17 protein-coding genes and 3 pseudogenes are annotated in these 26058 nt (G+C 58.0%); 6 read left to right on the top strand and 14 right to left on the bottom strand.

Annotated features, from left to right (window positions below):
- Nucleotides 1-18 precede the first annotated feature (18 nt).
- Nucleotides 19-657 (bottom strand): DsbA family protein, encoded by a 639-nt coding sequence (locus ACQ4MM_RS06400; RefSeq protein WP_431476607.1) that lies wholly within the window; start codon nt 655-657, stop codon nt 19-21.
- 101 nt (nt 658-758) lie between these two features.
- Between ACQ4MM_RS06400 and ACQ4MM_RS06405 the strand changes: the two genes are divergently transcribed.
- On the top strand, nt 759-1562 hold the full coding sequence (locus ACQ4MM_RS06405; RefSeq protein WP_431476608.1) for a ferritin-like domain-containing protein: 804 nt from the start codon (nt 759-761) through the stop codon (nt 1560-1562).
- A 66-nt stretch (nt 1563-1628) separates the two neighbouring features.
- Nucleotides 1629-3083: a DUF4832 domain-containing protein gene (locus ACQ4MM_RS06410; protein ID WP_431476609.1), complete on the top strand. Its 1455-nt coding sequence runs from the start codon at nt 1629-1631 to the stop codon at nt 3081-3083.
- 6 nt (nt 3084-3089) lie between these two features.
- Here the strand turns inward: ACQ4MM_RS06410 and ACQ4MM_RS06415 are convergent, their stop codons facing one another.
- Nucleotides 3090-3467 carry a GFA family protein gene (locus ACQ4MM_RS06415; protein WP_431476610.1) on the bottom strand — a complete coding sequence of 126 codons (378 nt, stop codon included), beginning with the start codon at nt 3465-3467 and terminating at the stop codon, nt 3090-3092.
- 63 nt (nt 3468-3530) lie between these two features.
- Here ACQ4MM_RS06415 and ACQ4MM_RS06420 point away from each other — a divergent pair, with 63 nt between their 5' ends.
- Complete coding sequence (locus tag ACQ4MM_RS06420; protein ID WP_057263015.1) at nt 3531-3860, top strand: hypothetical protein; 330 nt, start codon at nt 3531-3533, stop codon at nt 3858-3860.
- A 99-nt stretch (nt 3861-3959) separates the two neighbouring features.
- Here ACQ4MM_RS06420 and ACQ4MM_RS06425 read toward each other — a convergent pair whose 3' ends face one another.
- A complete protein-coding gene (locus tag ACQ4MM_RS06425; RefSeq protein ID WP_431476611.1) occupies nt 3960-5171 on the bottom strand; it encodes a cation:proton antiporter in 1212 nt (403 codons plus the stop codon).
- Nucleotides 5172-5232: 61 nt separating this feature from the next.
- Between ACQ4MM_RS06425 and ACQ4MM_RS06430 the strand changes: the two genes are divergently transcribed.
- Nucleotides 5233-5874 (top strand): CatA-like O-acetyltransferase, encoded by a 642-nt coding sequence (locus tag ACQ4MM_RS06430; protein WP_431476612.1) that lies wholly within the window; start codon nt 5233-5235, stop codon nt 5872-5874.
- Here the strand turns inward: ACQ4MM_RS06430 and ACQ4MM_RS06435 are convergent.
- From ACQ4MM_RS06435 to ACQ4MM_RS06445, 3 genes are all read right to left on the bottom strand, one after another.
- The gene (locus ACQ4MM_RS06435) at nt 5871-6422 is read right to left on the bottom strand and encodes a hypothetical protein (RefSeq protein WP_431476613.1); all 552 of its coding nucleotides are present in this window, start codon (nt 6420-6422) and stop codon (nt 5871-5873) included. The two genes, ACQ4MM_RS06430 and ACQ4MM_RS06435, sit on opposite strands and share 4 nt — an antisense overlap.
- 4 nt (nt 6423-6426) lie before the next feature.
- Nucleotides 6427-6783 carry a hypothetical protein gene (locus ACQ4MM_RS06440; RefSeq protein ID WP_431476614.1) on the bottom strand — a complete coding sequence of 119 codons (357 nt, stop codon included), beginning with the start codon at nt 6781-6783 and terminating at the stop codon, nt 6427-6429.
- Between the two features lie 148 nt (nt 6784-6931).
- On the bottom strand, nt 6932-7483 hold the full coding sequence (locus ACQ4MM_RS06445) for a hypothetical protein (protein WP_431476615.1): 552 nt from the start codon (nt 7481-7483) through the stop codon (nt 6932-6934).
- 94 nt (nt 7484-7577) lie between these two features.
- Here ACQ4MM_RS06445 and ACQ4MM_RS06450 point away from each other — a divergent pair, with 94 nt between their 5' ends.
- Nucleotides 7578-7859 (top strand): hypothetical protein, encoded by a 282-nt coding sequence (locus tag ACQ4MM_RS06450; protein WP_431476616.1) that lies wholly within the window; start codon nt 7578-7580, stop codon nt 7857-7859.
- A gap of 914 nt (nt 7860-8773) precedes the next feature.
- Here the strand turns inward: ACQ4MM_RS06450 and ACQ4MM_RS06455 are convergent.
- Nucleotides 8774-9472: pseudogene (locus tag ACQ4MM_RS06455) on the bottom strand (integrase core domain-containing protein); the annotation flags it as partial.
- 84 nt (nt 9473-9556) lie between these two features.
- Here ACQ4MM_RS06455 and ACQ4MM_RS06460 point away from each other — a divergent pair.
- On the top strand, nt 9557-10660 hold the full coding sequence (locus ACQ4MM_RS06460; RefSeq protein WP_431476617.1) for an IS5 family transposase: 1104 nt from the start codon (nt 9557-9559) through the stop codon (nt 10658-10660).
- Between the two features lie 131 nt (nt 10661-10791).
- Here the strand turns inward: ACQ4MM_RS06460 and ACQ4MM_RS06465 are convergent, their stop codons facing one another.
- From ACQ4MM_RS06465 to ACQ4MM_RS06495, 7 genes and pseudogenes are all read right to left on the bottom strand, one after another.
- Nucleotides 10792-11106 (bottom strand): hypothetical protein, encoded by a 315-nt coding sequence (locus ACQ4MM_RS06465; RefSeq protein WP_431476618.1) that lies wholly within the window; start codon nt 11104-11106, stop codon nt 10792-10794.
- A gap of 440 nt (nt 11107-11546) precedes the next feature.
- A pseudogene (locus tag ACQ4MM_RS06470) lies at nt 11547-12790 on the bottom strand (IS256 family transposase).
- A 54-nt stretch (nt 12791-12844) separates the two neighbouring features.
- A pseudogene (locus tag ACQ4MM_RS06475) lies at nt 12845-14566 on the bottom strand (hemagglutinin repeat-containing protein); the annotation flags it as partial.
- Between the two features lie 58 nt (nt 14567-14624).
- Nucleotides 14625-15873 (bottom strand): IS3 family transposase gene (locus ACQ4MM_RS06480; RefSeq protein ID WP_431476619.1). Its coding sequence is split into 2 segments (ribosomal slippage): nt 14625-15603 and nt 15602-15873, totalling 1251 coding nucleotides; the frame shifts between segments, so codons are not numbered across the junction.
- A 28-nt stretch (nt 15874-15901) separates the two neighbouring features.
- Complete coding sequence (locus ACQ4MM_RS06485) at nt 15902-18034, bottom strand: hemagglutinin repeat-containing protein (protein WP_431476620.1); 2133 nt, start codon at nt 18032-18034, stop codon at nt 15902-15904.
- 392 nt (nt 18035-18426) lie between these two features.
- Nucleotides 18427-18882 (bottom strand): hypothetical protein, encoded by a 456-nt coding sequence (locus tag ACQ4MM_RS06490; protein WP_431476621.1) that lies wholly within the window; start codon nt 18880-18882, stop codon nt 18427-18429.
- Between the two features lie 187 nt (nt 18883-19069).
- A complete protein-coding gene (locus ACQ4MM_RS06495; RefSeq protein WP_431476622.1) occupies nt 19070-25609 on the bottom strand; it encodes a hemagglutinin repeat-containing protein in 6540 nt (2179 codons plus the stop codon).
- Nucleotides 25610-26058 lie beyond the last annotated feature (449 nt).

Here is a 26058-nt window from a genome sequence, read left to right on the forward strand (position 1 = left end):
ACCGTTCGGTGCGCTGACTCACGCAGCGGCCAATGCCTCTCCCAGCAGTCGGTGCAACTGGGCAGCATGCGCGTAGCCGGGGCTGACCTCGCGCACGCCATCGCCCGTGTCGAGCAACAAGCAAGGGAAACTGCTCACGCCAAGCTTGCGGGTACGGGTGAAGTCGGCGTGGGTTTCGGCAATAGTGGCGGGCTCGCGCCAGGTGTAGAGGAAACCGGCGTCGCTGATATCGTGACCCTGGCGTTGCAGTTCGGCGGCACCGATTGCGGCCAGCTCCTTGCCGTCCGTGGTGTCGCGCCCTTCTGCGTAGAAGGCGTGCTGGAACGCGCGGAACACCGCCAGCAGATCGGCTCGCGGCGCAAGGCGGCGCGCTGCCACCACGGCGCGGCACACGGGCTCCGTATCGTAGATAAAGCCTTGCCGTGCCACGAAGGCTTCGCGGTTGAAGGGCAAACCGCTCGCTGTCTCCACGCGCGCCCAATGCTGCAAGCGGAATTGCTTGGCCGCGTCGTCCACCATTTCGGTACCGCCGGCGCGCAGGCCGCCGACTACGATTTCCAGTTGCAGCGCAGGCTGTGTCACCAGCAGTTGCGCCAGCTCCTTGCCGAAGCCATAGCACCAGGAGCACATCGGGTCGCCAACATAAATGAGTTTCATCAGGTTCTTCCAAAGGGGTTATCGATGGAAGGCACTATACTGTCGGCCCCTGCGCCGAAAAATGGGGTGCGGGGCAAGACTATCTATACCTGGTGTAACAAATGGAAGCAAAGCCTGAACTCCGCAGCCTGGCGCTGCAATGCCTGATCGAAGCAGATCCCGCCGCTAAAGTGGCCAAAGTCGCCGCCATGGCCGAAGCCTGGGCCGGCGGCACGCTGGTGCTGGATGCGGCGGTCGCATTAGGCGAACCGGCAGCACAGATACCCGGCCGCCCTGCCCGCCCCGAACTGGTGGCGCCACGCCTGGTTGGCCGCCGTTCCATGGCAACGGTGGAAGGCCGTGCCATGCTGGTGCACGCGCTGGCGCATATCGAATTCAACGCCGTCAACCTGGCGTTGGACGCGATGTGGCGCTTCCCCGCCATGCCAGAACAGTTCTATATCGACTGGCTGCGCGTGGCGAAGGAAGAGGCTTACCACTTCTCGCTGCTGTCTACCCACCTGATTACGCTCGGTTTCGCCTATGGCGACTACACTGCGCACGGCAGCCTGTGGGAAATGGTGGAGAAAACCAGCGGCGACGCCATGGCGCGCATGGCCCTGGTGCCGCGCACGTTGGAGGCGCGCGGCCTCGATGCGATTCCGCCGCTGCGCGCCAAGCTGGCGCAGGCCGGCGACGAAGCGGCGGCTGCGATTCTCGACATCATCCTGCGCGACGAAATCGGCCATGTGGAAATCGGCAATCGCTGGTACTGGCACTTGTGCGGCCTGCGCGGGCTCGATCCGGTGGCGACTTACGGTGAGCTGGTGGAGCAGTACAAGGCTTCGGTGCGTGGTCCTTTCAATATGGAAGCGCGCCGCAAGGCGGGATTCAGCGAAGAAGAGCTGCGCGCTTTACTACATTAAGCAATTGTTGCCAGCGAGCTGTAGGCGCGCTAAATTTTCCCGACGTCAACATACCGGGAGATCCCTATGTCGCGCCTGAACTATCTCATCGCAACTGCCGTGCTGGCGGCCAGCGCCGCCCCAGCGATCGCCGGCCCCAAAGCCTGGACTGCCTTGAATGCCAGCCGCACGTACACCGCGATTCCCGTCGCCAGCGACGACACAATCAATCCCTTGCGCGGTTATTACCGCTGGCAGAACCAGGAATTGATACCGCAATCGGCGCCGGCCAAGGATGCCTACCGCCGCTACTACTGGAAAGATCTGGAAGCGGCCGAAGGCCAGTACAACTTCAGCGCGATCCTGAACGATCTGGCGGCGGCCAAGAGCCAGGGCCGCAAGTTCGCCTTCCGCGTGCGCATGATGGCGGGCTACGACGACAACGTAGTCTACGCTCCGGCCTACATCGTCAGCAACGCCAACTGCCAGGTGGGCTGCGGCTTCTGGGCCGACACCGATACGACCGTGCCCGGCCAGACCTTCATCCCCGACTGGAACGACCCGTGGCTGCAACAGCGCTCGCGCGCCCTGCTCTCCGCACTGGCCGCCGCGCTTGGCCCGAACACTTCGGACATCGCATGGATCGACGTCGGCATGTACGGCCAGTATGGCGAGTGGGCGGTGCGCTCCAGCGCATACGCTAGCCCACCGACCGGCATCGCCCCTGCGACCAACGCCAGCAAGCGCGAATTCGCGAAGATGCATTTCGACGCTTTCCCAAACCAGCAGCACGTGATGTTCATCCCCTACTCCAACAAGGACGCGCTGACCTACGGCCTGCTGGAACAAACCGTCACGAGCAGGCCGGTGGGCCTGCGTGCCGACTGCCTGAGCCGCTACGGCTATTTCGACCAGTGGACCAACCGCCCTACGGAATGGGCTGCCTTCGCCGGCCAATGGCAGAAGGCGCCGGTCGTCTCCGAGTTCTGCCCTTTCACCAGCGGCGACCCGCAGAACAATCCGGCCACGGCACGCCAGCAGGCGGCGGCCTTCCATATCACGCTGTTCAGCAACGGGAATTTCGAGACCAGCCGCCCGGACTCGGAGCGCTGGGGCGCACTGACTCCATCCGAGCAGAATGACTTGCTGATGATGGCGCGCGAAGCGGGCTACCGCTATGCGGTTGCCAGCAGCACCGTCAACCTGACTTCCAACGGCGCGCTGACGCTGACCACTGTGCTGCGCAACGACGGCAGCGCACCAGCTTACGAGACGTGGCAGGTCAGGGTGGAATTGGTGAGTTCGACGGGCACGGTCGTGTGGACGGGTCAGACTTCCGCCAACCTGAAAGCGCTGCTGGGCGGCGGCGCCAGCGCCAGCTACCAGGGTAACTGGGCACTGCCGGCGCTGCCGACGGGCGACTACACCTTGCGCCTGGCCGCACGCGATACCAGCGCCTCGCCCCGCGCGCCTTTGAAGTGGACCATCACCGAGCGCGCCGCCGACGGCACGCTGGCGGTGGCGACGCTGCGCCGCCGATAAGCCGAGTCAGGCCGTCGGCAGCCAGCGCGGCTTGGTATCCGTGTGCAGCTCGTGCTGCACGCGCCCCGCGTACTCCGGCTCCATGGTGCCGAGCGTGATGGCGATGCGATCGGGCGACTGCGTGCTGCGCCAGGTCAATGTCGAACCGCACACCCTGCAGAAGCCGCGCCGGCCGTGGTCCGAAGAATGGAATTCCGTCACCAGGTCGGCGCCTTTGACGAAGCTGAAGCGGTCGCTGGCAACATTCGCGTAAGTTCCCGATGCCGCGCCATGCTGCTTCTGGCACATGGTGCAGTAGCAGTGGCTGGCACTGCGCACCGATTTCTTGTCGGCCTTGTACTCGACGCCGCCGCACAGGCAGCTACCGCGCAGGTATTCCGTCATGCCCATCTCCTTTGGAGGAATGCCGGGAATGATAATATATCCAGGCACCCAAGGGAGACGCACATGACGACCGAAGCCATGCCTTTCCGCACCCTGCTCTACCGCTTCATCTTCTTCGACTGGTTGTTCAAGGACGTGAGCGCGGCACGCAACGTGATCGAGCGCCACGCCGCCCTGCAGCACAATAAGTACATGAGCCGCTACCTGCCGATCTACTTCCGGCGCTGGACAGTCATGGCCACGTTCGACTTTGGCCTGGGCTGCCTGTTCGAACGCGCGCTGCAGGCCACCGTGGTATCGGCCTATTTCTTCACCTGGTCGTGCGTGACAGTGGCCGGCATGGTGGTGATTGCCGCCGCATGGATTTTCCTGACCTTCGGACGGCTGAGTTGATGGAAAATTGAGCAGCGAGCTTATTCCCCATCAAATCAGTCGCTTAGCGCGCAATGGCGTTCCTTGTTAACAGAGTTTTCCACAGAAACCGTTAACAACTCAGGCGCCCGCCTGCTTCAATTCATCGCTCCCCGCCACACCTGCCGCCAGCTTGGGCGCCACCATCGGCACAGTCAGCATGGTGCTGGCCACCGCCATCAGCAGCAGCGCGGTAAAGGTATCGTTGGTGATGATCTGCTTATCGAGCAGGATGTTGGCGAATACGATTTCAATCAGCCCCTTGGATTGCAGCAGCCAGCCGATAATCGATGCCTCGCCCGCGCGCCAGCCCAGGATGCGGCCCGCCGCCTGCGCCGCCAGCAGCTTGCCGCCGACCGACACCAGCACCAGCAAGCCCGCTGCATAAAACACGGCGTAACCGCCCACTCCCCAGTTGGTTTTCAAGCCGGTACTGAGGAAGAACACCGGCATCACGGCCAGCAGGATATTGTGGCGGAACTGGTCCATCTTCTCCTGGTTGAACCAGGACGCATCCATCACCACGCCGGCCAGGAAGGCGCCAACCATGAAGTGCAGCCCCGCCCAATCCGCGCCCAGGGCACACAGGATCAGCCAGACCAGGGCGAAGTACCAGCGGTCCTTTTCCTGCGCCTTCAACATCCCTTTGCGGAACGGAATCGTCACCAGCGCAAACACCAGCAGGAAACCGAGCTGGCGGCCGACGCGCTCCCAATCGAGCATGATGATCGCCAGCACGCCCCAGATCGCAACGTCGTCCAGGCTGGCGTAGCGCAGGATGCGTTGGCCAATAGGAAGGCGCAGCATCTCCAGTTTTTCAAGCAGCAGCACCAGCACCGGCAATGCGGTGACCGCGCAAGCCATGCCGATACCGAGGACGAATTGCCAGCTCATGCCCTTGGCGCCGATCCAGCCGTGCTGGCCCAGCAGAATCACGGCGGCCAGGCAACCCAACGCCAGCGGCACGCCCAGCGAAAGCCCAGCCGTCACGAAGCTCTCGCGGCGGAAGTTCCAGGCCAGCTTGAGGTCAAGCTCGATCCCGGCCATCATCACGAAAATCATCACGCCCCACCACGCCAGGCCATTCAGCGAATGCACCACCGGCTGGGTGAATACGAAGTGGTAGTAGTCGGGAAAGACCGCGCCCAGTACCCCAGGCCCCAGCAGCACGCCGCCTATAATCTGCACGATGACCAGAGGAGCGAAGTAGTCGATATTGGTGTAGCGCCAGATCAGGTAGGGCAAGGTGAAGATCACCAGCATGGCGATCAGGAATATCTCCGTTGTTGACATACTTCGCTCCAAGTATTTTTTATAGTCGGTTGACTCTAGCACAACTATGGAAACGATACCAATGATTAGTTTTGATCGCCGGATGGACCGTTTTGAGCTGTTCGACAGCATGGACAGCCCTGCCCTCAACCTGACCTTCGTGCTGGAATTGCCCGACTTCCGGCCCTGGTGCAAAGCACAAGCCTTGCCGCCCTTCCACGTGATGCTGTGCGCCGTGCTGCGCTCAGTGCTGAAAGTGGAGAATTTCCGCTACCGCATCCTGGACGGCGAAGTGATTCGCATCGACCGCCTGATGCCCTCCTTCACCGTGAAGAACCAGCATGACGACTTGAACTTCGCCCAGTTCGAATGGTCGGACGATGTGCGTGAATTCGCGGCGCGCGGCGTGGCGGCAAGGGACGAAGCGTCGAACATGGAAGCGCTGAACCGAAAATACCGCAGCATGACGCCGCGCGAGGCAAAGGAGCAGGTATTCGTCACCTGCATACCCTGGCTGAATTTCACCTCAATCCAGCACCCCATCGCGGTGCTGGCGCAGCCCGATATTCCATCGTTCGCTTGGGGGAAATTCAGGGATGCAGGCGCGGGGCGCCTTGAATTGCCATTCTCGGTGCAGGTACACCATGGCTTTGTCGACGGTTATCACATTCACCTGCTCGCCGAGCAAGTGGCCGCCGAAATGACGGCGATGATGCAGGCCTAAGCCAGACGGATATCACGCGCGCCCGCTGCGGCAAGTCGCGCCAGCAGATCCTCCAGTGCCCGGACTGGCGCCGAGCCGAGGTCCAGTTCAACCACAACTTGAGCACCTTCCGGCCGAGGATCGCTCGCGAAATGCACCACGCCAAACAGCCCTTCCTCATTCTGCCGATTGGCATCTTCCGGATCGAACCAATCCATGAACCATGGCGCCAGCACCTCGCCCACCTGCTTCGGCACAAGGCCGCTGACGCGCAAAGCCACCGCATCCCACATGAAAGGCGCGACATAGACAATGGCAGGAGGAACCGGCAAGGTGTGCACGCTGAACTGCATGCGCGTGTGCGAGTCGATCGAGAGCAGCTTGCCGGCCTGCAAACCGCGCCGCGGCACCAGGTCCGCGCGCATTGGCAAATCGTAGTCGCCATCGAGTGCCAGGCTGCCATCGTCGCGCCGCAATGCCGCCTCCACATGCGAGTGCGCGGATGATGCAACCGCATCGGCCAACGTAGCGGCATAGGCCATGCGAATGACCGAGAAGAGCTCAGTCATGGGCTCACAACACGTTTGGCAAAGTGATGTAGACCAACCCACTTAACAGCAGCAGCGAAGCACATGCAACGACGCGATTCAGCGATTGTTCCCAGGCGTGGTCGCGGGTGCGGGCCATGCGCGCATCGGCCGCAGCCTGGATGCGCTCGAACTCTTCATCTGTCACCGCAGTGGCAACGATGTGCATAGGATTGAGCAGCAGCGAGACAGCATCGTCGTATTGGTGTGCTAGCCAGATGCAAAGTACCCGTCCCTCTTTCGACGGTTTGGATGGCTCGAATACCGGAATGCCTGCGTAGGACAAACGATCCCACGCATCTTCAAATTCGAGCTCACAGTTTGTGACAAAGACCTGGCGCATGGGGCGGTATAGTAACCGCCAAGGGGGCCTCAGAAACTCTCAGAATTTCACTTATCAAATATTTTTATTTGCTGGCGCACGCTTGCCGCATAAGAAAAAAGCGCCGTCCGCGCGAGCGCGGCACGACGCTTGAACAGTGAACCCCTGATTAACGGCAGGTGAACGTGGCAACGCCGCGGAAGACATTGCTGTTGCCCATAGCCACGCCATAGCTCGCAACGACGAAGATCGCACCATTGCCTGCGTCACCGATGGTCACCATACCGCCAGTACCGAGACCGCCCACCGTGCCAGCGAAATACGTACTATCCACAGTCTTGACGGTACCCTGCAAATTCGCCGTAGCGGTAGAGCCGTTGCCGGTGGTAGTGATACCCAGCGAAACATTGGCGCCGTTTCCATCGACCGTGACTGCTGCCGTGCCGGTCGACGTGCCTACGAAGTTTGCGGCAGTTCCACCGCCGGCATAAGTCGGCTTGGTGAATTTTCCGGCATCGCAAGTCAGCGAGCCGTTGATCGGCATCGATGCCAGCGTATTGAATACGACGTAGTGATACGAATTGCTGGTGGCGCCACCCAGCGGATAGTCGCCGCTCGAAGACGTTAGGCTGCCATCGCTCCAGCGCCCTTGCGCATAGTTTGCGTTCCCCGAAATTTCCTGCGTTGCAGCCGAAGCGCCAGTGAGAGCGTAGCGACCCAATACCGTCACCGCCCCGTTACTCGTTTGTGTGAACGGCGATGGGTTTCCGGCAGACTGCGATGCCGACGACGTAACCATGTAGCGGGCATTAGCCTTGGCCGCGAACGATGCGTCAACAGAGCCGGAGTTTGTAGGCGTATTAGTCGCTGGTGGTGGATTGTTTACCGAAGGCGGATTAGTTACGCCAGACGAGCTACCTGCTGCAGGGGCGGAACTACTGTCACCGCCGCCACCACAACCAACCAAGGTAAATGCTGCGGCTACTGCCAACGAGAGAAACTTAATGTTCATGTTCTTCTTTAAGAAAACCTACGCAACTTCAAATGTCCGATTTCTTGAGATGCGTAGATTCCTCATGAAACCAGTTTTTCCTTGAGAGGGATGCCGCGTGATCCAAGCGATTCCAGCAGGCGTGACGATGCCTCGCCCGATTCACGCGTTCCTCTTTGTTTGCGAAAAGATTGATGTCGCTACTGACTAGGCAGTAGCAGTGTGGGCGTCACCTGCCGGTGTGGTGACCTGGCAGAAAAATCACCCGAATGACCGAAAGCAGAAGCACACACGAAGTGATGTACTTTTGAAATATTGCTTTCCAATATGCATTTTTTACAGGACTGAAGTATAGCGATACCGGATCGCAAAATCAATTGACGGACTTACACTTTCTTAAGATTTTAGAGTAAATAGCTAAAACTTGAGATGCATTTAACGACATTTAGTGAGTTTTGGAGAGAATTGCACTCTCAGCTTTTTCTGAATTGTCAAGAAATGGCTTCCTCAAGCTAAAGGCCGGTTTCAAGCGCGTGTTTTGCGCGCCCCCCGGTCAGGCGCGCGCTCGCCGCACTTCGCCGTAGTTGGTAAGGTCGCCAATGCCAAAGCCATCGTTGTGAACCCGACCAACCACCCATGGTGGCGTGGTCAACAGCCAGCTTATCCAGCAGGTAGTCGCTGGAGGTCCACTGTTTGTAGTGGGTGAATTTCGGGTTGGTCTCGACCGGATAGCCGGACTGGCCATCCGCATGCGTCTTGAACAGGCTAGAGATTAGACCGCTCGGAGATCACCGCACCGACGGTCGGAACATCCGGCACGGTGACTGGCTGTCAGATCAAGCTGGGCCCGCTACAGTTGATCGTTATCGATCAATGCATTTGCTTCAGCTGTCGTGCGAATCTCAACTCGATCAAAGACAGCACTTATGAACTTAAATCGATTCGCAAAGTCATTAAATGTAGTGGTCGCGATCTGATCTGACAGTGCCCCGGTTTGACGTCGGTTCTGTCAGGTCAAATTCAGCTATTCAATATGGTGATTTTATCGCGCCACGCCTCCTTTCCGTCAATGAGCGTTTGCATAGGTGTCCTACCACAGCACATCTTGCCTTGATGCGTGCGATGGTTGTTGTAGTAGATAAGCCAGTCATCGAGGTCGGCTTGTAGCTCCTCGATACTTCGATAGATCTTGCGCCGGAAGGCGACCTGGTAAAACTCCTGCAGGATCGTCTTGTGGAAGCGCTCGCAAATCCCGTTGGTTTGCGGATGCCGAACCTTCGTCTTTGTGTGCTCGATTTCGTTGAGCGCCAAGTACAGCTGATAGTCGTGCTTCTCCAGTTTGCCGCAATACTCGGTTCCACGATCCGTAAGGATCCGAATCACTCCCATCCCTTGCTCCTCCATGAACGGCAAGACACGGTCGTTCAGAAGGTCAGCAGCAGTAATGGGCGTCTTGGTGCTGTATAGCTTTGCTGCAGCCCATTTGGAATACGTGTCGACAAAGGTCTGCTGGTAGATCCGTCCAACGCCCTTGATGGTGCCGACGTAGAAGGTGTCTTGGCTTCCAAGATAGCCAGGATGTGCGGTTTCGATTTCCCCACAGGCGACATCGTCGTCCTGCTTGCGCTCAAGTGCGACCACCTGGGCTTCGGTAAGTACATCGCCCGTCTCAGCGACATGCCGCTCAAGTGCCACTAGGCGCTTCTTAAAAGACTCTAGCAGGCTGCTGAAATACCTCCCCACAGCCTCTCGGGGTCGGACTGTTGATGATATCCTGAGTTCCCCACCTGATCCGGAGCACCAATGCGCGGCGGCGATCCCTTCAGCGAAAGCCTGGTCACTATGCGCAAGCTGGAAGACTTCATTCCAGCCGGGCATCCGTTACGGGTGATCCGCCAGATGGCCAATACGGCACTGGAGAAAATGAATGGCTTGTTCTCGGCGATGTATGAGGCCGACATCAAAGGTGGCCGCCCCAGCATCGCGCCAGAAAAGCTGCTGCGTGCCATGCTACTGCAGGTGCTCTACGGCATACGTTCGGAGCGCCAACTGATGGAGCAGGCCCAGTACAACCTGCTGTATCGCTGGTTCATCGGACTGTCCATGGATGATGCTGTATGGGTGCCGACGGTATTCACAAAGAACCGCGAGCGCCTGATCAAACACGATGCGGTCATAGAGTTTTTCAACGAAGTGCTGGCCATCGCCGAGAAAAAGAGTTGGCTCTCCGGTGAGCACTTCAGCGTTGATGGCACGCTGATCCAGGCCTGGGCCGGACACAAGAGTTTTGTGCGCAAGGACGGTGATGACGACAACGGTGACGGCGGTAATTTCAAGGGCAGCAAGCGCAGCAACGAAACCCAGCAGTCGAAAACCGATCCGGATTCGCGCTTGTACCGCAAGGGCAACAGCACCGGCAGCGAGTTACGCTACATGGGCCATACCCTCAGTGACAACCGCCATGGCCTGATCGCAAATGCGATGGTGACCAGGGCCGACGGCTTTGCAGAGCGCGATGCCGCCAAGACAATGATCAACGATGCACGCCAAGCCTTGGACGATCCGGCGCGCGAGATCACGCTGGGCGCCGACAAAGGATATGATGCGGCGGAGTTTGTGCAGGCCTGCCAGGCCATGAATGTCGTGCCGCACGTGGCACAGAACACCTCTGGACGCAGCTCGGCAGTGCCTGACACGATAGCCCAGAGCGAGGGCTACGCGATCTCGCAGCAAAAGCGCAAACTCATCGAGCAGGGCTTCGGCTGGGCCAAGTCTATCGGCGCCATGCGTCAGGTGATGGTGCGCGGCCTGAGGAAAGTCGATCAGATGTTTGTGCTGACCATGGCCGCTTACAACTTGGTGCGTATGCGCACGCTGGGACAGGTCCGCCCACAGCCAGCGCAGTGACCGGAATTCGCTCTAAATCAGCTTGAAACCGCTGATACAGCCCCGAAAAACCCTGCTTTCGATGGAAAAACTAACTATCACCGTCATCCGGTAATGGCGCCGACAGGTATCACCAGTATTTCAGCAGCCTGCTAGCGCTTGCGCATTAAAAGGAAGTAGAAAAGCAGGCCTAAAAAGACACCAAAACCAGCAGCCTTCTTGATACGAAATAGAATGCGCGTTCCATCAATATCGCTCCACAGCCCACCGCTCATAACAAACTCAGATAGAGTTTGTTGGGTCTTGCTCGCACATTGCGCAAAGAATCCGCACCAACTAACTTGGACGGAATTTAATTCACCGATCAATGGTGCAGCCAACATATCAATGAATATAATCAGCAAGATCATTCCGATAACCGAGAGCGCAAGCGTTAGAAAAAGGCTCTTAAGTTCAATTTTAATCATCTCAATCTTTTCTCTTCTGTACGTTTTCCTTTACAGCATTGCCTGAAGGTTCTTGAGCGATGCTAGAACCAACGCCCCCCATTATTCCAGGTATTGCGCTTCGGTTATTCCAAACTGTGATCCCAAGCCCAACACTTCTCCAGTCAGGGGACCACCATCCTCGCGGATCCAGCTTTTTCGTAAGGGGAACTTCGATGACTTTGCCTACGGCATAGCCGCCAACAGTGCCAACTGTCGCCCCAGCAATTCCACCATTAGGGTTTTCACCTTTAATGCCAGAACCCAAGTCCGTACGAACGCCCGTACGTAGTTTCGAATTGGCGGTTGAATTCAGGATTGGCATATTGGGGATCGTCTTTCTTCCCACTGCAATTTAAGTTCTGGCAGCCAACGATACTGGACCTGTCAGGAATTTTGTGTGCCGGGGTCGCGGTTCGTAGTTAGTTAATCGCGTTGGTGAAGCGTTCCCCAAACAGAATGGCAAACTGATTGGCGGCCATCTTCCAGGTCCGCTGCGGCATCTTCCAATCTTTTTCGATATTGCGCAAGGCCAGATACAGCAATTTGGTCGCTGCCTCGTCGCTCGGGAAGTGGCCGCGGTTCTTCACGATCTTCCGCAATCGCATGTGCAGGCTCTCAATAGCATTCGTGGTGTAGATGATCGAACGTACTTCCGGTGGGTACGAGAAGAACGGAATCACCTGCTCCCATTGGCGCCGCCACATCGTCGGCACGGTCGGGAAGCGCTGCCCCCACGGGCGTCTGCAAAGGCATCTAGCGCCGCCGCTGCCGCGTCGGCGTTAGCGGCCTGGTAGATCGGCTTAAGCGCAGCAGCAAGCTCCTTACGGTCCTTCCAGGACGCCAGCGTCATCGAGTTGCGAATCAGGTGCACGATGCAGGTCTGGATTTGCGCTTGCGGGTACACCGCCTCAATCGCTTCAGGGAAGCCGCGCAGGCCATCGACTACCGCGATCAGAATGTCTTCCAGCCCACGGTTGCGCAGCTCGTTGAAGACCTTCAGCCAGAACTTGGCGCCTTCGGTTTGTTCGATCCACAGGCCCAGCACTTCCTTGCGGCCATCGGCACGGATACCCAGCGCCAGATACACGGCCTTGTTTTTGACGGTGCCCTCATCGCGGATCTTCAGCCGCAATGCATCGAAGTAGACGATCGGGTACATCGTCTCGAGCGGTCGCTGCTGCCATTGCGTCACTTCGTCCATGACCTCGTCGGTGATGGTCGAAATCAGGTCTGGCGACACTTCGGTGCCGTACAGCTCCAACAAATGCGCCTGAATCTCGCGCACGGTCATGCCGCGTGCATACATGCCGATCACATGGTCATCGAAGCCTGGCATACGACGCTGGTGCTTGGCGACCAGCTTTGGCTCAAAGCTGGAAAGACGGTCACGCGGGATCTCCAGATCCAGCTCGCCGCCTGGCGCCAGCACGGTCTTGCGACTCTTGCCGTTGCGGTGGTTCTTTGCGTCGCCTTCGGTGGCGAGATGGTGGGTCAATTCGGCTGTCAACATGCGCTCGGCCAGCATCTTTTTGAGCTGGCCGGCCAGGCCTGATTCCCCGAGAATGGATTCAGCATCTTTGTTCTCGACCTGTGCCAGCAGCTGGTCGATCAGTTCAACGGGAAACGGGTACTGCTTCTTGGTTTTCGGCTTCTTTGTGGTCATTACGTCGGTCATGGACAATCCCTTTCGGTATTATTTCATGACCCCGGATTCACACTAAAATTCTGACAGGCTCACGATACTGCGTACTTCATAGTCATGAATCCCACCAGTGCCAACGGCGTAGTCTTTATCAGAATTTCGCATCATCTCCGCGACAATTCTCCCTTCCGCCACTACTTCATTGATTCCAAGTTTTTGGCCCACAATTCTCGCATTCTTCCTGGCAAACTCATATTGATTTCGATCCAGTTGACGATTGTTCGTATCTGTAGTCAATGCAGCTGAAGCGCCCCCACTTCCACCCGCAGCTGATCCCACGCCAAGGGCAGTCGCTTCGGCAATGCCTTGTGCGACCATGAGCGCGGCACCTGGGCTCAATCCCTGCGCAACGAGCCCAGCAATGGCCTTATCTTGGAGCTCATTCAGAATGTCTGCAGAGCTTGCAACAGCTCCAGAACCAATAGCGCCGCCAACACCGCCAGTCAGCGCACCACTGACTGTGTGCAACGCCACGCGATAAGCGCCCCCTTCGTCCCACTTGGCAATCTCATCGACACTTCCTCCTGCAGATTTCAGTTCTTGAATCTTCTTGTTGGAATAGTCGGCAATTGCCTTCGGCGCGTGTTTGCTGAACTCCTGTGTGATCGCCACGCCAGCATTGACTTCCTTCTGCAGCTGCTGCGCATCCCATGCCTTGGCCAGTACTCCACCATTAGCTGATTCGGTAGTCACATCGCGCTTCACGTCCGCCAGTGCAGTCGCGGCATCCTTGCCAGTGGCCAGTTGCTTTGCCTGATCAGTAATGTTGACCGCACCGCCGCTGATACCGCTGTAAGTCGTGCTCTCTTGGCTGCCGCTGGACGACGAGAAACCGCCGCTAGCACTAGGCCCGGCTTTGGCGCCGTTCTTGGCAGCTAATATGTCGGCTTCCTTGGTCGCGGAAGCTTGGTCGCCAGGCGCTCCACTAACCGACCCGGAAACTGCAAAGCCGCTGGCATTGAAGCTATCTCTATTTTTCAGGTCACTCGCGGTCATGCTGGCGGTAGTCAGGACATTGCGGCTTTGATCAACCGCGGCTTGGCTACTGCTAATCAAACCGCCCTTCAGGTCGGTATTTCCGCCAACCTGAACTTGGAAGCCGCCGTCGCCAGACTTAATGCCGCTTTGTTCCGCGACGCTCAGGAAGTCGCCATTCACTTTGGACTTGCTTAGGCTGCCGCCGACAGTGCTCGCGCCGTAGCAGAAGGGCGGGACACACAGGCTCAGGTTCACACCTGCACTGACCTGCTTGCTGGTGTAGGTGCTGCTGTCCTGCAGGCTTTCGATATTAAGATTGCCACCGACATTGGCCTGGACGTTATCGGCAGCGATTACGCCACCTTTCAAGGTGGTGTCGCCACCACTGTTCACCTTGACGTTGTTGCCGGCGTTGACGTGCGTATTGGCATAGCTGATATCTTCGCCGTCGGCTTTGCCACGCGCCTTGTTGACGCCCAGATCGAGTGTAAAGCCGTTCTGCGTGCCACCAATTGCAAAACCGATGCCGATGCTGGCGCCACTGGACTTGTTGGCGCTGTTCTGGCTCGCCTTGTTCTGGGCTGCCAGGAGGCTAACATCATTATCAGCGGTCAGCGTCACATCCTTGCCAGCTTTGATGTCGCTGCCAATGGCGGTGATATTGCTGTTGGCGCCATCGCCTTTGGCGATGATGCTTACGTTGCCACCGGGGGAGATGGTCGAACCAACGGCAGTTTCCTGATGCTGATCGACTTTACTTTCAGATTTCGTGTTGCCCTAAAGTGGACCCATCAGTCAAGACACTTTGCCGCTTAGTTTAAGCTGTGCCCATTTCCAATTCCACAGCTGCACGGCGCTGCCCCGTAATTCCAGCATTTTTCTGCTCGCCGTCATCGTCGCCAAATTTATCGACGATCAGTGCGCCGCCGCCGATCCCCGACCTGTAGACGCGATCCGGCGTTCCATAACCGAGTGCCTGATGCGGGCGCTCCGCGTTGTAGAACGCAAAATACTGCGCCAGGCCGACCATCAGCTCCGCCATGTTGGCATACCCTTTCAAGTACACGTCCTCATACTTCACGTTGCGCCACAGGCGCTCCACGAAGATGTTGTCCAGTGCCCGCCCGCGGCCGTCCATGCTGATCGCTACGCCTTCGCGTTTCAGCACACCAGTAAAGGCCGTGCTGGTAAATTGCGAGCCCTGGTCGCTGTTAAACACTTCCGGCCTGCCATGGTGGCGCAGCGCATCCTCCAGGCAGTCCACGCAGAACGACGCGTCCATGCTATTGCTGATGCGCCAGGACAGCACCTTGCGGCTGTACCAGTCAATCACGGCAACCAGGTAGGCGAAGCCCCGCGCCAGCCTGATATACGTCAGGTCTGTACTCCACACCTGGTTTGGCCGCGTGACCGCCACGCCGCGCAGCAGATACGGGTAGACCTTGTGCTCTGGGTGCGGCTTGCTCGTCGCCGGCCCCGGCGCCATGCCTGCCAAACCCATCCCGCGCATCAGGCGCTGTATCCGCTTGCGATTGACGCAGTAACCGCGCCCTCGTAGGAACACCACCATGCGCCGGCTGCCATAGAACGGCCGGTTCGTGTACTCCTCGTCGATCAAGCTGCGCAGCTGGCTATCCTCTTCGGTCAGACATTGCTCACGCGCTGCAGCTTCCATCCGTCGATAGACCGAAGAGCGCGGAATGCTTGCCAGCTCGCACTGCATCGTCAGCGGCATATCGTCGTCCCGCTCGATCCACCGTGCTCGCTCCGCCGGACTCATTCCCCTAGCTTTTTTTAAGCCAATCCACCTGCATCTTCAGCTTGCCGATCTCGCTATACAGCTTGTCCTCGGGGCTGCTTTCATCGACCGGTTGGGGGCCGCGCTTAACGTCGAACAGGGCACCGGCATTCTCCAGGATCTCTTTCTTCCACTGACCGACAAGCACCGGATGCACACCGTACTCTTGCGCGATTTCCGTGACCGTCTTCACCCCGCGCACAGCCTCCAAAGCCACCTTGGCCTTGAATTCCGCCGTATGCACCCTGCGTTTTTTGCCTTCACTCATTTGCTATCATCCTTTCGCGGACGACAGCTTAAACCACCGTCTCAATTTCGGGGTCCACTTTACCCAGACTGACGCTAATCTTGATGCCGCCCATATTGCCGCTGGCAATAGCACTTGCGGCGCCCGCCGCTTCAACCGCGCTACTTGCGGCATTGACTGCAGCCAGCGCCTTCATACGATTGTCGCCGGTGTCTTTGGCGGATTTGGCCATGCCTTGCATGCTTTGCAGGGCATTCACCAAAGGCACACTGACTGAGCCGCCAATTGCCGTCTTGGCGTAGGTATTTTGCTCCATGCTGTTGCTGGTGTTGGTCGCGGCGGTGATTAGCACATCCTTTGCAGCGATGCTGACGTCGCCTTGCGGAACGGTGATCTGGCTCGCGGTTTGAGTGTACTTTTCACCGGCGCTCAAATGGACATCACCGCCCAGGCTAGCGACTTGACTGCCAACTTGAGTAATGTCGTTGCGTGTGCCGTCTTGCGTCGTTTTCACCTTTCCGGTTGCCACTTGCCAGAAGTTGCCGATGGAACCGGATTTCTTGCTGATGCTTGAGGACTCCTCCTGTTTGCTGTTTTCGGCGCTAACGATGCTGAGGTTGCGTCCAGCATTGATGTTGACATCGCTATCGGCGACAACGGTACTTGCAGAAAGCAGCGTATCGCGACCGCTCGTGGCGGTTACCGTTCCACCGCTCAGGGAACTGCCAACCTGAGTCACGCTGACGCCGTCGCCGGCGCTCTTTTGCTGCGCCTTCGAGTAGCCAACACCGCCCGTACCAAACGAGAAGCCGCTCTTCTTGTGATCTTCACTATGTCGTTCGCTGGAACTTGCAGCGGCACTGGTCACGTTCAGGTCACGCCCGGCATTCAGCTGCAACGCCTCGCTCGCAGTCAGCGCGCTCCCTATCACGTTGATGTCGTTTCGTGCCACCACGGCGACGCTCTTACCACTCACGCTGCTGCCCACTACCTGCTCAGAAGCGATATAGTCGGCCGCGGAATGGCTGCTTTTCTTGAATGTGCTCTTCGACTCGCTGTGCATGGCAATGTCAGAAAGATGCTGTTCATTGACGCTGACAATATTGACGCTGTTGCCCGCGGCAAGGGCCACCGTGCCGCCGCCAGCCACATTGCTCGCCTTCAAATTAAGGTCGCTACCGGCACGGATTACCAGGTCGCCCGCAGATGCCACGTTGGCACCCACCACGGCCTGGTTCTCGCGAATCTGTTTATCCCAGTTTTTCTTGGTCGGGTCACTCAGGAGGCTGGATTTCACTTCATCGACCACGGCGGCAATGTTCACGCTGCCGCCTGCCATCAGTGTGCCTGCACCCTTGCCGCTGGTACCAATCGACAATTGGGTACCCGTCAGGTTCAGGTTGCCCGTGGCTGCCATCAGCAGGTCTCCACCCACATTGACTCGGCTGAGTTGGTTGTATACGGCGCTATTATTCTCGGCATTGCCATCGATCAGCGCATGGTAAGTGCTGCCTGTTTTCACCGTGTCAAAGCTGATGTTGTTTCCAGCGAAAATAGAAGCACTGGCGCCTGCGTTAATCGTGCCTGCCAGGTCAGTCAGGTTGCGACCGGCGTCCATGATCAAGCCATTGGTGGCGCTAATCGTCGCCTGGTTGGAGAGCGAGGTAAAGCTGCCGCCGTTCACCTTGGACGACCACTTGCTGTCCACGGTCAGGGTTTCATTCTTGATATCGCGGCCAGCTTGCAGGGCGACGTCGCCGCCCTTGATGGCGCCGCCGCGGTTGATGATGTCTTCGCCAGCCAGCAGGATCGTGCGGCCATTGCCACTATCGATCACGCCACCTTGGTTCATGATGGATTCGCTGACGTCGATCGTCACGCTTGCGCCGGTGACCAGGGCACCGGTTGGCTTGACTGCGTTCGCGTTGACGTGTGCCAGGTAGACCTTCGGTACCAGCACAGTCTCGATGGAGCCATCCGGCAGTTGCACCGCCTGGCTCTCCAGCCAGACGATATCGCTGGTCAGGTGGCTGACTTGCTCGGAACTCAGGGAAATGCCTGGACGCAGGCCGAATTCCTGCGCGACGCTGGCTGCGTTGTTCAGCATTTTCTTGTACAGCGCGTCATCGCCAGGACCGGCGCTTGGAGCACGGCCGGTCAGCTCGGACAGCTGTTCGCGCACCAGGCGTTGTTCGTAGAAGCCGTCACCGAGGCGTTTCTGCGCGGTGGCGTGATCGACTGCCAGCTTGTCCAGCAGGTAGTCACTGCTGGTCCACTGGTCCTGGTTTCGAAGCGAACGTTATTGCAGCTTGCGAAGAAGTGCGAATTTCACGTCGACGCGGCATGAGGTAGAAAGTCGCCTCCCTAAACCGCCACGGACGCGTGGCGGCAGGCTGTTTGACGCAAAATTGCTATAGGAATTCGAAAACGCTGTTTACGGCACATTCGGCCTCTATGACGAAGTCAACGCCGATTCTTATGTATGGCCGTGTTAGTGCCTTGCCTATAGTCCACCAGCGAAGCGACATTTGCCTAGAACCCGAAAATGCCAGCGACGATACATCGATCTAAAACCTAAATTTCCCCCGACTCAGGTGCAGGAAAGCGAGAGATCGCCTTTTCAATAAGCCTGTATCCATAAGTAAGCATCTTCGGCAATACTTCCAATTCTTGCTCGGATGCCGGTCCCAGATGCTCATCTCCAATCCAAACATCACCACCGACTGTTCGCTTCGACAACAATTTCTCGGCTTCTGATATCGGTTGGAAACCTACTTTCGTCCACCTACCTTCCGTGACCGGGTCGGAACTAGTGTAGTAAAGATCGGATAACTCTTCAACGGCAGGAAGCTCGTTGATGTCTAAATTTGGATAAGTTTTCCTATAGAGCCTGAGTAAAAGAACATTTCGGAAGAAGTCCGAAGTGTAAACAACCTTCGCTAGTCCAATCCGATCGCCTGATGGTATCGCAATCAAGTCACCAATATTCAAATTTTTCATTTCCCAACCTTTTTCATCGTTGCCTCCCATAATATATTTGTCGCCGAATCCCTGTAAAGGGTAGAGTTTGGATTGTCAGGGGCGTATGACCGATACCGATTCAGCAGCGATGAATCGGGGTTTTGGCGTGATGCCCCGCCAAAATTGTCCATCAATTTCTGTTCCAATCCTTTCGCCTGTGCCTTCGAAAGATTATTCGGCCAGAGGATCTCGCCAATTAGATCGCCTTTATCAATGGAGTCGGCATGAGTTGCGAGACGATCTGGCGCATCCCCTCTACCAACATACTTAACCTTTCCTGCCTCATCGCGAAGTATGTATAGTCCTTGCCCTGCCACCTTGTCGTAATTGGGACCGGTCCCTCCAACACCAGATGGGAGCTTGGTATCGCCCGCGTGCTTAGCATCACTTGCGGATTGAACAACTCCTGTAGCCCCAGTAGTGGCGTTAGTCGAGCCTTGCCCCCCTTAGCTGCGTTGCTAGTGCCACCCTGACGTTCAGAACTAACCACCGCTTCAGGCTCTTTCTGTCCAGAAGAATATAAGACACTATTGGGCACATAGATCCTGGCACCGGGTGTCGCAATTGCTGGCGAAAGAGTGCAGAACGGTGGCTGCAAGCAAATGGGAGCTGGCGGAAGTACCGTGCCTCCGACTACGGCACCGCTGCCTTTAGGCCCACCGAAATCATCCGGCAGGTCAGGCGGGGCCTGCACGTTTCCGTATGGTCCATTTACACCAACCAAGACGATCGTCTCACCCACTTTACGATTGATGTGTTCCAAGCCGTACCGCATCGCCTGCAGACTCAAACGGACATCCATTGCCAAACTTGCAGCCCCGTCCCTTAAGCCATCTTTGTAGTCATCGTAATTGAAAAGACTTTCACTTCTCAGTTCAGACAATTCTTGATGGTATGTCTGGCCTCGCGCTTCTTGCTTTTCTGCAGCGTCTTTTCGCGGGTCATAGTCTGACAGTTGCGCGGCGCAATGCACTAGCGCACAAGCGGCATCAGCAAGCCTTTGTTGTGCATCAACAGGTCTGCCTTTTTGCAGCCGCTGAAGCTTTGCAGTTTCGTCCCGATGCAACTGCCGATTATAGGTATCGACCGTTCCCGCTGCCTGGCCACCTTGCGCTGCTGCCATCAAGGCGCCAAAGTCTGCTTTTCCGCTTACAGTTGTTCCAGCAGTAGTACCCGCGACCATGCCTCCTACGACCGCACCAGTACTTTGGAATGCGTTGACGAACGCGTCACGCGCTTTCCCTTTCAGACCAAGCTTTTGCGCTTCAGCTTCGCCCAATTCCGCGGCGAGTTGCTGGCCTAGATTGCCGCCTACAACACCTGCCGCACTTTGCACCGCGCCGGCTTGGCCATTTGACAGGCTACCTAGCATGCTTTGCGTAGCTGCATGTAACCCAACGCGATAGATGCCGTTTTCGCCCCATTTCAAGGCAGTCTCCGCTGCCTCGTCTGCCTTCGATGTATATTCAGCCGCAGCCAATGGGTCGTTAGCGCGTGTGAATTTGTCAGCCAGGTCTCGATACTCATAAGCCTTGTCTGAAGCTTCCTTGGAAAGCGAAGCACCTATGTCACCTACCGTCTTGGCGACCGTCGGTGCGATGGCATTGGCCGCAATTTGACCGCCGCCCTGCCCTGCGAGCTTGCCAGTCAAGATGCCGACGCCAGCGTCCAGCGCACGACTGAAAATGCCACCAGGGCCCCAGTCTTTCAACGTTTGCTGGGCTTCATCGCTTGCCTTCGAGGCAGCTAGCTTCTGCTCAGCGGTACTCTTTGTATCATTCAGCGTCTTCTGCGCTGCTTGTTGCGCCTTCGCCGCCTCGTCCGCGATGTCGCCCGCAATCTGCTTGCCAGTCGCAATAACGGTGCCGGCTGCGGCCGACATGGCTTGCTGATCCTTCAGGAGTTTCTGCAGGTCAGGCAGCTTGTCGAGCGCGGTGTTCGCCTTGCTCACGTCATTGTTTATGCCCAGATCCTTGACGGAACTGGTCGTCACACCACCAATGGTGATCTTGCCGTCGGTGATCGTGGCATAGGTGGTGGAGCTGTCGCTGCCTTTCTCCACCATCGGCAAGCCAGGGGTGACGTTGCCACTCTTGGCGGTACCGAAGTTCTGTTGCTGGTCTTTTGGCTTAGTGTTGCCCTCGGCGTCCTTATCGCCCGCACCGCTGCCGCCGCCAACGCTACCTGCCATGCTGACATTGCTGGCCGAGTACTTCATCTTGTTCTCGATGTCGGACGTGGTCAGCTTGTTGGTCGTCAGCTCGGACGTTGCCGCATTGGTGCTGGCGATCGCGCCGCCTTTCAGGTCGATGGTGTCGGCCTTCACGTGGTAGCCGCCGTCGCCTGCGAACAAGCCCGATTGCTGGCCGACACCTGCGTAGCTGCCGCTGCCTTTCTGCTGCGAGATGTTGCCGGAGGCGCTCCACGCGTTGCCGATTGCGATCTGCACGCGCACGCCGGTGTTGGTCTGCACGCTTTCGAATTGGCTGGTGTCTTGCAGGCTTTCGATAGCCAGTTTTCCGCCCACGTCCGTATTGATCGTGTTGGCGGTTGCTGTTGCGCCTTTCAGCGTGGTGTTGCCCTTGCTGGTGATGTTGATCGTGTCGGCGTTGAGCTGGGTGTTGTTGTTAATCGTGGTGTCGTTCTTGTTGTGGCCCTTACCTACGTTGGCAGAGGCGTAGACGTACACGCCGGTCTGTGCGCCGACCTGGAAGCCGACACCTGCTTCAACACCGGAGCTCTTGTTCTTGCCATCGCTGTGCAGTGTGCTCTGGCTGGCGTCCAGCACGATGTTCTGCGCTGCGTCCAGGCTCAGGGTCTTGCCGGCATTAATCGCGGCGCCGGTGGCGTGGATGTCGCCTCCGGTGGCAGTCAGGTTGACGTTACGGCCGCCGTTGATGGTGCTGCCTTGCGCGGTGCTGTCGTTGGCATTGCTGGAGTTGCTGCTGCTGGCGAAGCCGATGCCGGCCTCGCCCTTGACCAGGACTCCGCTGCCCGGGCCACCCAATGCGCTGCTTGCTGCGCTGACGGCCTGGTAGCCGTTGGCGGCTGCCGCCATGCCTTGCATCGCTTGCAGGCGGCCATCCGATTTGCGCGCTGCTTCCACGTTGTTGACCAGGTCGATCAGCGGTGAGCTGATGCGGGCGAAGGTGCCGATCTTCAGGTCGCTGTTCGATTCCTGGTGGCTGCCGGTGTTTTGCAGCGCCGTGATGTCGATCGTTTTGGCGGTGATGTTGACGTCATTCCCGGCCAGTACATTGCTTGAGGTTTGGATGTACTTGTCGCCCGCTGTCAGGTTCACGTCGCCCTTCAGGCTGGAGACGTTCGATGCTACCTGGGTCACCTGGTCGCTGTTGTCCTTGTGCTTTTCGTTGTGGTAGCCGGAGAAGCGCTCGGTGTCGGAGATGACCACCTTGCCAATGGCTTTGTTGTTGCTCTGGTTGGCGTTGTGGAGCGTGTCCTGGGCGCTGGTGATGGTCAAGTCGCGCGCGGCGTTGATCGACAGGTTGCCTTCCGAGACCACGTTGGCACCGGTCAGCGTGATGTCGCCGGTTTGCGTGGCCATGGTCGTGCTGCCGCCGACCGACAGCTTGGTTCCGGTCACCGTATCGGTGTCGCCATTGCCGGTGCCGTTGTTGTGGAGCATACCAATCACTTGCGTCGAACGGGTGTCGATGCTGAAACCCGACTTCTTCGCGTCTTGCGACCGGCTTTCCGTGTTGTGGGCAACATCGAACTTGATGTTGTCCTTAGCCAGGATCAGGGCATTACCTTCGGCGCTGATCTGGGTGCCCTGGCTGGTGATCGAGCCGTCGGTGGCGAGGATGGTCAGGTCTTTGCCGGCAGTGAGCGTGCTGGTACGTGCCTCACTGGTGGCGTGGTTTTGCGTGCTGTTTGTGCTCTTGTTGCTAAATTGCGCGTTGACGACCGAGAGCGCAGCCATGGTGCCTTCTGCCGCGCCTTCAGCTTTCGCGAATTCTTTGCCGATGAAGCTGCCGGACTTGGAGTTTTCGGTGCTGGACTTGTAGGCATCCTTGAAGGCAGCCAACGGGTTGACCGTGACGCCAACGCCGAAGCCGGAGGACTTGCTCTGGCTGTTCAACTGGCTAACAGAGGTGTTCTGCGCTGCGGCCAGGTCGACGTTCTTGCCGATCAGGGTCAGGTTTTCCTTAGCGGCGATGTCAGAGGCGACCACTTGCAGCGTTTCGCCGGACTTCAGCTTGACGCTGCCGTCCAGGGCACCGATGCTGGATGCCAGCTGGGTCACCGTTTCCTGCGCGATTTGCGAGGACATGTTCGATTTTCCGTAGCCAGTACTGAGATTGCCCGACGAGTAGCTGACGCTGAAGCCGGATTTCTTCTCCTGCCTGGAGCTCGATGTCTTGCTGGTTTCCTCGGCGCTGACGATGCTCAGGCCACCTTTGGCATCGATGCTGAGGTCTTTGTCGGCCAGCACGGTGCTGCCCTTGATCAGGGTGTCGCCGCCGCTGGTGGCAACCACGTTGCCGCCTTTGACGCTGCTGCCAATTGCCAGCGTGGTGACGTTGTAATCGGTGATGTCGCTGCTGCTCTTTTTGAGCTTGTTGCCCGATTTGCTGTGATTCTCCATATCGGACAAGTGCGTTTCGGCGACGCTGCCGATATTCAGGTCCTTGCTCGCCTTCAGCGTCAGCGCGCCGTCAGCGGCAAGCGCGCTGCCCTTGATGTTCAGGTCACTGCTTTGGCTGACACCAGCGCTGACCAGCAAGTCCCCGGTGGACGCCACACGCGCTCCAACGACCGATTGGTTCTCGTGGATATCCTTACCCCAGTTCTTCCTGGTCTTGTCGTCCTGCAGGCTAGTCTTAACTTCATCAACCACCGCGTTGATGTTCACAGCGCCGCCGGCCAGCAGAGTGCCTGTGCCGCTACCCTTGGTGCCAATTGAAACCTGGGTGCCGGTAAGGTTCAGATTACCGGTAGCTGCCATCAGCAGGTCTCCACCCACATTGACTCGGCTGAGCTGGTTGTATACGGCGCTATTATTCTCGGCATTGCCATCGATCAGCGCTTGGTAAGTGCTGCCGGTTTTCACCGTGTCAAAGCTGATGTTGTTTCCAGCGAAAATAGAAGCACTGGCGCCTGCGTTAATCGTGCCTGCCAGGTCAGTCAGGTTGCGACCGGTGTCCATGATCAAGCCATTGGTGGCGCTAATCGTCGCCTGGTTGGAGAGCGAGGTAAAGCTGCCGCCGTTCACCTTGGACGACCCCTTGCTGTCCACGGTCAGGGTTTCGTTCTTGATATCACGGCCAGCTTGCAGGGCGATGTCGCCGCCCTTGATGGTGCCACCGCGGTTGATGATATCTTCGCCAGCCAGCAGGATCGTGCGGCCGTTGCCACTATCGATCACGCCGCCTTGGTTCATGACGGATTCGCTGACGTCGATCGTCACGCTTGCGCCGGTGACCAGGGCACCGGTTGGCTTGACTGCGTTCGCGTTGACGTGAGCCAGGTAGACCTTCGGTACCAGCACAGTCTCGATGGAACCGTCCGGCAGTTGCACCGCCTGGCTCTCCAGCCAGACGATATCGCTGGTCAGGTGGCTGACTTGCTCGGGACTCAGGGAAATGCCTGGACGCAGGCCGAATTCCCGCGCGACGCTGGCTGCGTTGTTCAGCATTTTCTTGTACAGCGCGTCATCGCCAGGACCGGCGCTTGGAGCACGGCCGGTCAGCTCGGACAGCTGTTCGCGCACCAGGCGTTGTTCGTAGAAGCCGTCACCGAGGCGTTTCTGCGTGGTGGCGTGATCGACTGCCAGCTTGTCCAGCAGGTAGTCGCTGCTGGTCCACTGGTCCTGTTTTGCGAATTGCGGACGCGTCTCGAACAGGTACTCGCCTTTCGGGTCCGGGTTACGCAGGAACAGGCCGCCCGGAGAAATTTTCTTCACGCCGCTGATGCTTTCGCCGCGTACAGCGGAAGCAGACTGCCCCAGCGCATCGCTGGCTGCGGTGTTGACGTTGCCGAGCGTACTGTTGCGGGCCTGGTTCGATACACGTCCAAGCAGTGCGCCTTCGCGTGCGGGGCCGCCCGACTGTGCAGCTCCTTCGGTATCGAGGCTGTTGCCGGCGCCGCTGCCGGATGCTTTGCTGCCAGCCAGCAGTTGGTTGGAATTGCCGCTGTTACCCGCTTGGCCTGTGCTGCCAAGGTTGGCGCCAGCTCCGCTGGACCCAAGCCGACTTGCCAGATTGGCATATGCGCCAGCTGCGCTGCCGGACACGTTGCCGCCAGCGCCGCCACCATTTCCGCCGCCAGCGCTGGCGTGCGCACCGGCGCTCGCAGCACTATTTGCGCCGCTTCCAATCACATTGACCGAGTCGCGGAAATTGCCTACTGTACCAGCGCTATAGTCCACATTGCGGAAGCTGCGAGCGCTGATGAATACACCCTGCGCACCCAACATCGTTCCGCTAAACGCGCCAATCTCCTGATTGATATCCGGATTGCTCCAGGCAGCAGTGTAACGGCCGGTATATGTCGTGAACGTACCGCTGAAGCTGTGCCTCCGAATCAGTTTGGTCCCGTCGTTGGAAATGGCGGGCCTGCCGGCTACGTCCAAGGTGCCAAGAGCCTTGATCTCGCTAAGGGTGTTGTCCAGTGTATTGGTGACCGTCAAGCGCATATTTCCGCCGGAGAGGATCTGGCCAGCTTTGCCAGCGCTCGGGGAGATCTGGTCTTCGACGATAGTGTGGTTTGCCACCCGTTTTTCTTCGAGTTGATCGGAATTCTGTGTTCCAGTATGCCTTTCCGTATGGCGCAGGATGGTATGTTCCGGATCATCATATGCCGGCTGGGTCACAATGCGGAGGCAGTTGGTGCTACAGCTGCCATATGCACTGGAGAAGTTGTACTCCGGCGTATTCCAGTCAATCTGACGACTGTCTGGCAGCTGATACGCATCCTTCGCTGCGCCACCTTGGTCAGGATTGGTCGCAGTACGGCTTTCGTAATAATAAATGACCCTTACACCATCGCTCGTTGGGATGCGGCTACGCGAACCCCATTTGGCAAAGTAACCACTGAGGGCACTGAAGAACGCTGAGTCGTTGGCATGGGTTCGTATCACCGCTCGGGTAATCTCATAGCCATCGGGCGTGATAAGTTTTTCCGATTGCAGAATGTCTGCCGGGTTAACGAAATAAACTTCCC

This window comes from Massilia eburnea (assembly GCF_050709955.1).
GTDB classification, from domain to species: domain Bacteria; phylum Pseudomonadota; class Gammaproteobacteria; order Burkholderiales; family Burkholderiaceae_D; genus Rugamonas; species Rugamonas eburnea_A.

What these genes read in the sequence shown, in the direction of transcription:
- ACQ4MM_RS06400 (WP_431476607.1), bottom strand. Translation starts at nt 657, where the DNA reads ATGAAACTCATTTATGTTGGCGACCCGATGTGCTCCTGGTGCTATGGC.
- ACQ4MM_RS06405 (WP_431476608.1), top strand. Translation starts at nt 759, where the DNA reads ATGGAAGCAAAGCCTGAACTCCGCAGCCTGGCGCTGCAATGCCTGATC.
- ACQ4MM_RS06410 (WP_431476609.1), top strand. Translation starts at nt 1,629, where the DNA reads ATGTCGCGCCTGAACTATCTCATCGCAACTGCCGTGCTGGCGGCCAGC.
- ACQ4MM_RS06415 (WP_431476610.1), bottom strand. Translation starts at nt 3,467, where the DNA reads ATGACGGAATACCTGCGCGGTAGCTGCCTGTGCGGCGGCGTCGAGTAC.
- ACQ4MM_RS06420 (WP_057263015.1), top strand. Translation starts at nt 3,531, where the DNA reads ATGACGACCGAAGCCATGCCTTTCCGCACCCTGCTCTACCGCTTCATC.
- ACQ4MM_RS06425 (WP_431476611.1), bottom strand. Translation starts at nt 5,171, where the DNA reads ATGTCAACAACGGAGATATTCCTGATCGCCATGCTGGTGATCTTCACC.
- ACQ4MM_RS06430 (WP_431476612.1), top strand. Translation starts at nt 5,233, where the DNA reads ATGATTAGTTTTGATCGCCGGATGGACCGTTTTGAGCTGTTCGACAGC.
- ACQ4MM_RS06435 (WP_431476613.1), bottom strand. Translation starts at nt 6,422, where the DNA reads ATGACTGAGCTCTTCTCGGTCATTCGCATGGCCTATGCCGCTACGTTG.
- ACQ4MM_RS06440 (WP_431476614.1), bottom strand. Translation starts at nt 6,783, where the DNA reads ATGCGCCAGGTCTTTGTCACAAACTGTGAGCTCGAATTTGAAGATGCG.
- ACQ4MM_RS06460 (WP_431476617.1), top strand. Translation starts at nt 9,557, where the DNA reads ATGCGCGGCGGCGATCCCTTCAGCGAAAGCCTGGTCACTATGCGCAAG.
- ACQ4MM_RS06465 (WP_431476618.1), bottom strand. Translation starts at nt 11,106, where the DNA reads ATGATTAAAATTGAACTTAAGAGCCTTTTTCTAACGCTTGCGCTCTCG.
- ACQ4MM_RS06490 (WP_431476621.1), bottom strand. Translation starts at nt 18,882, where the DNA reads ATGGGAGGCAACGATGAAAAAGGTTGGGAAATGAAAAATTTGAATATT.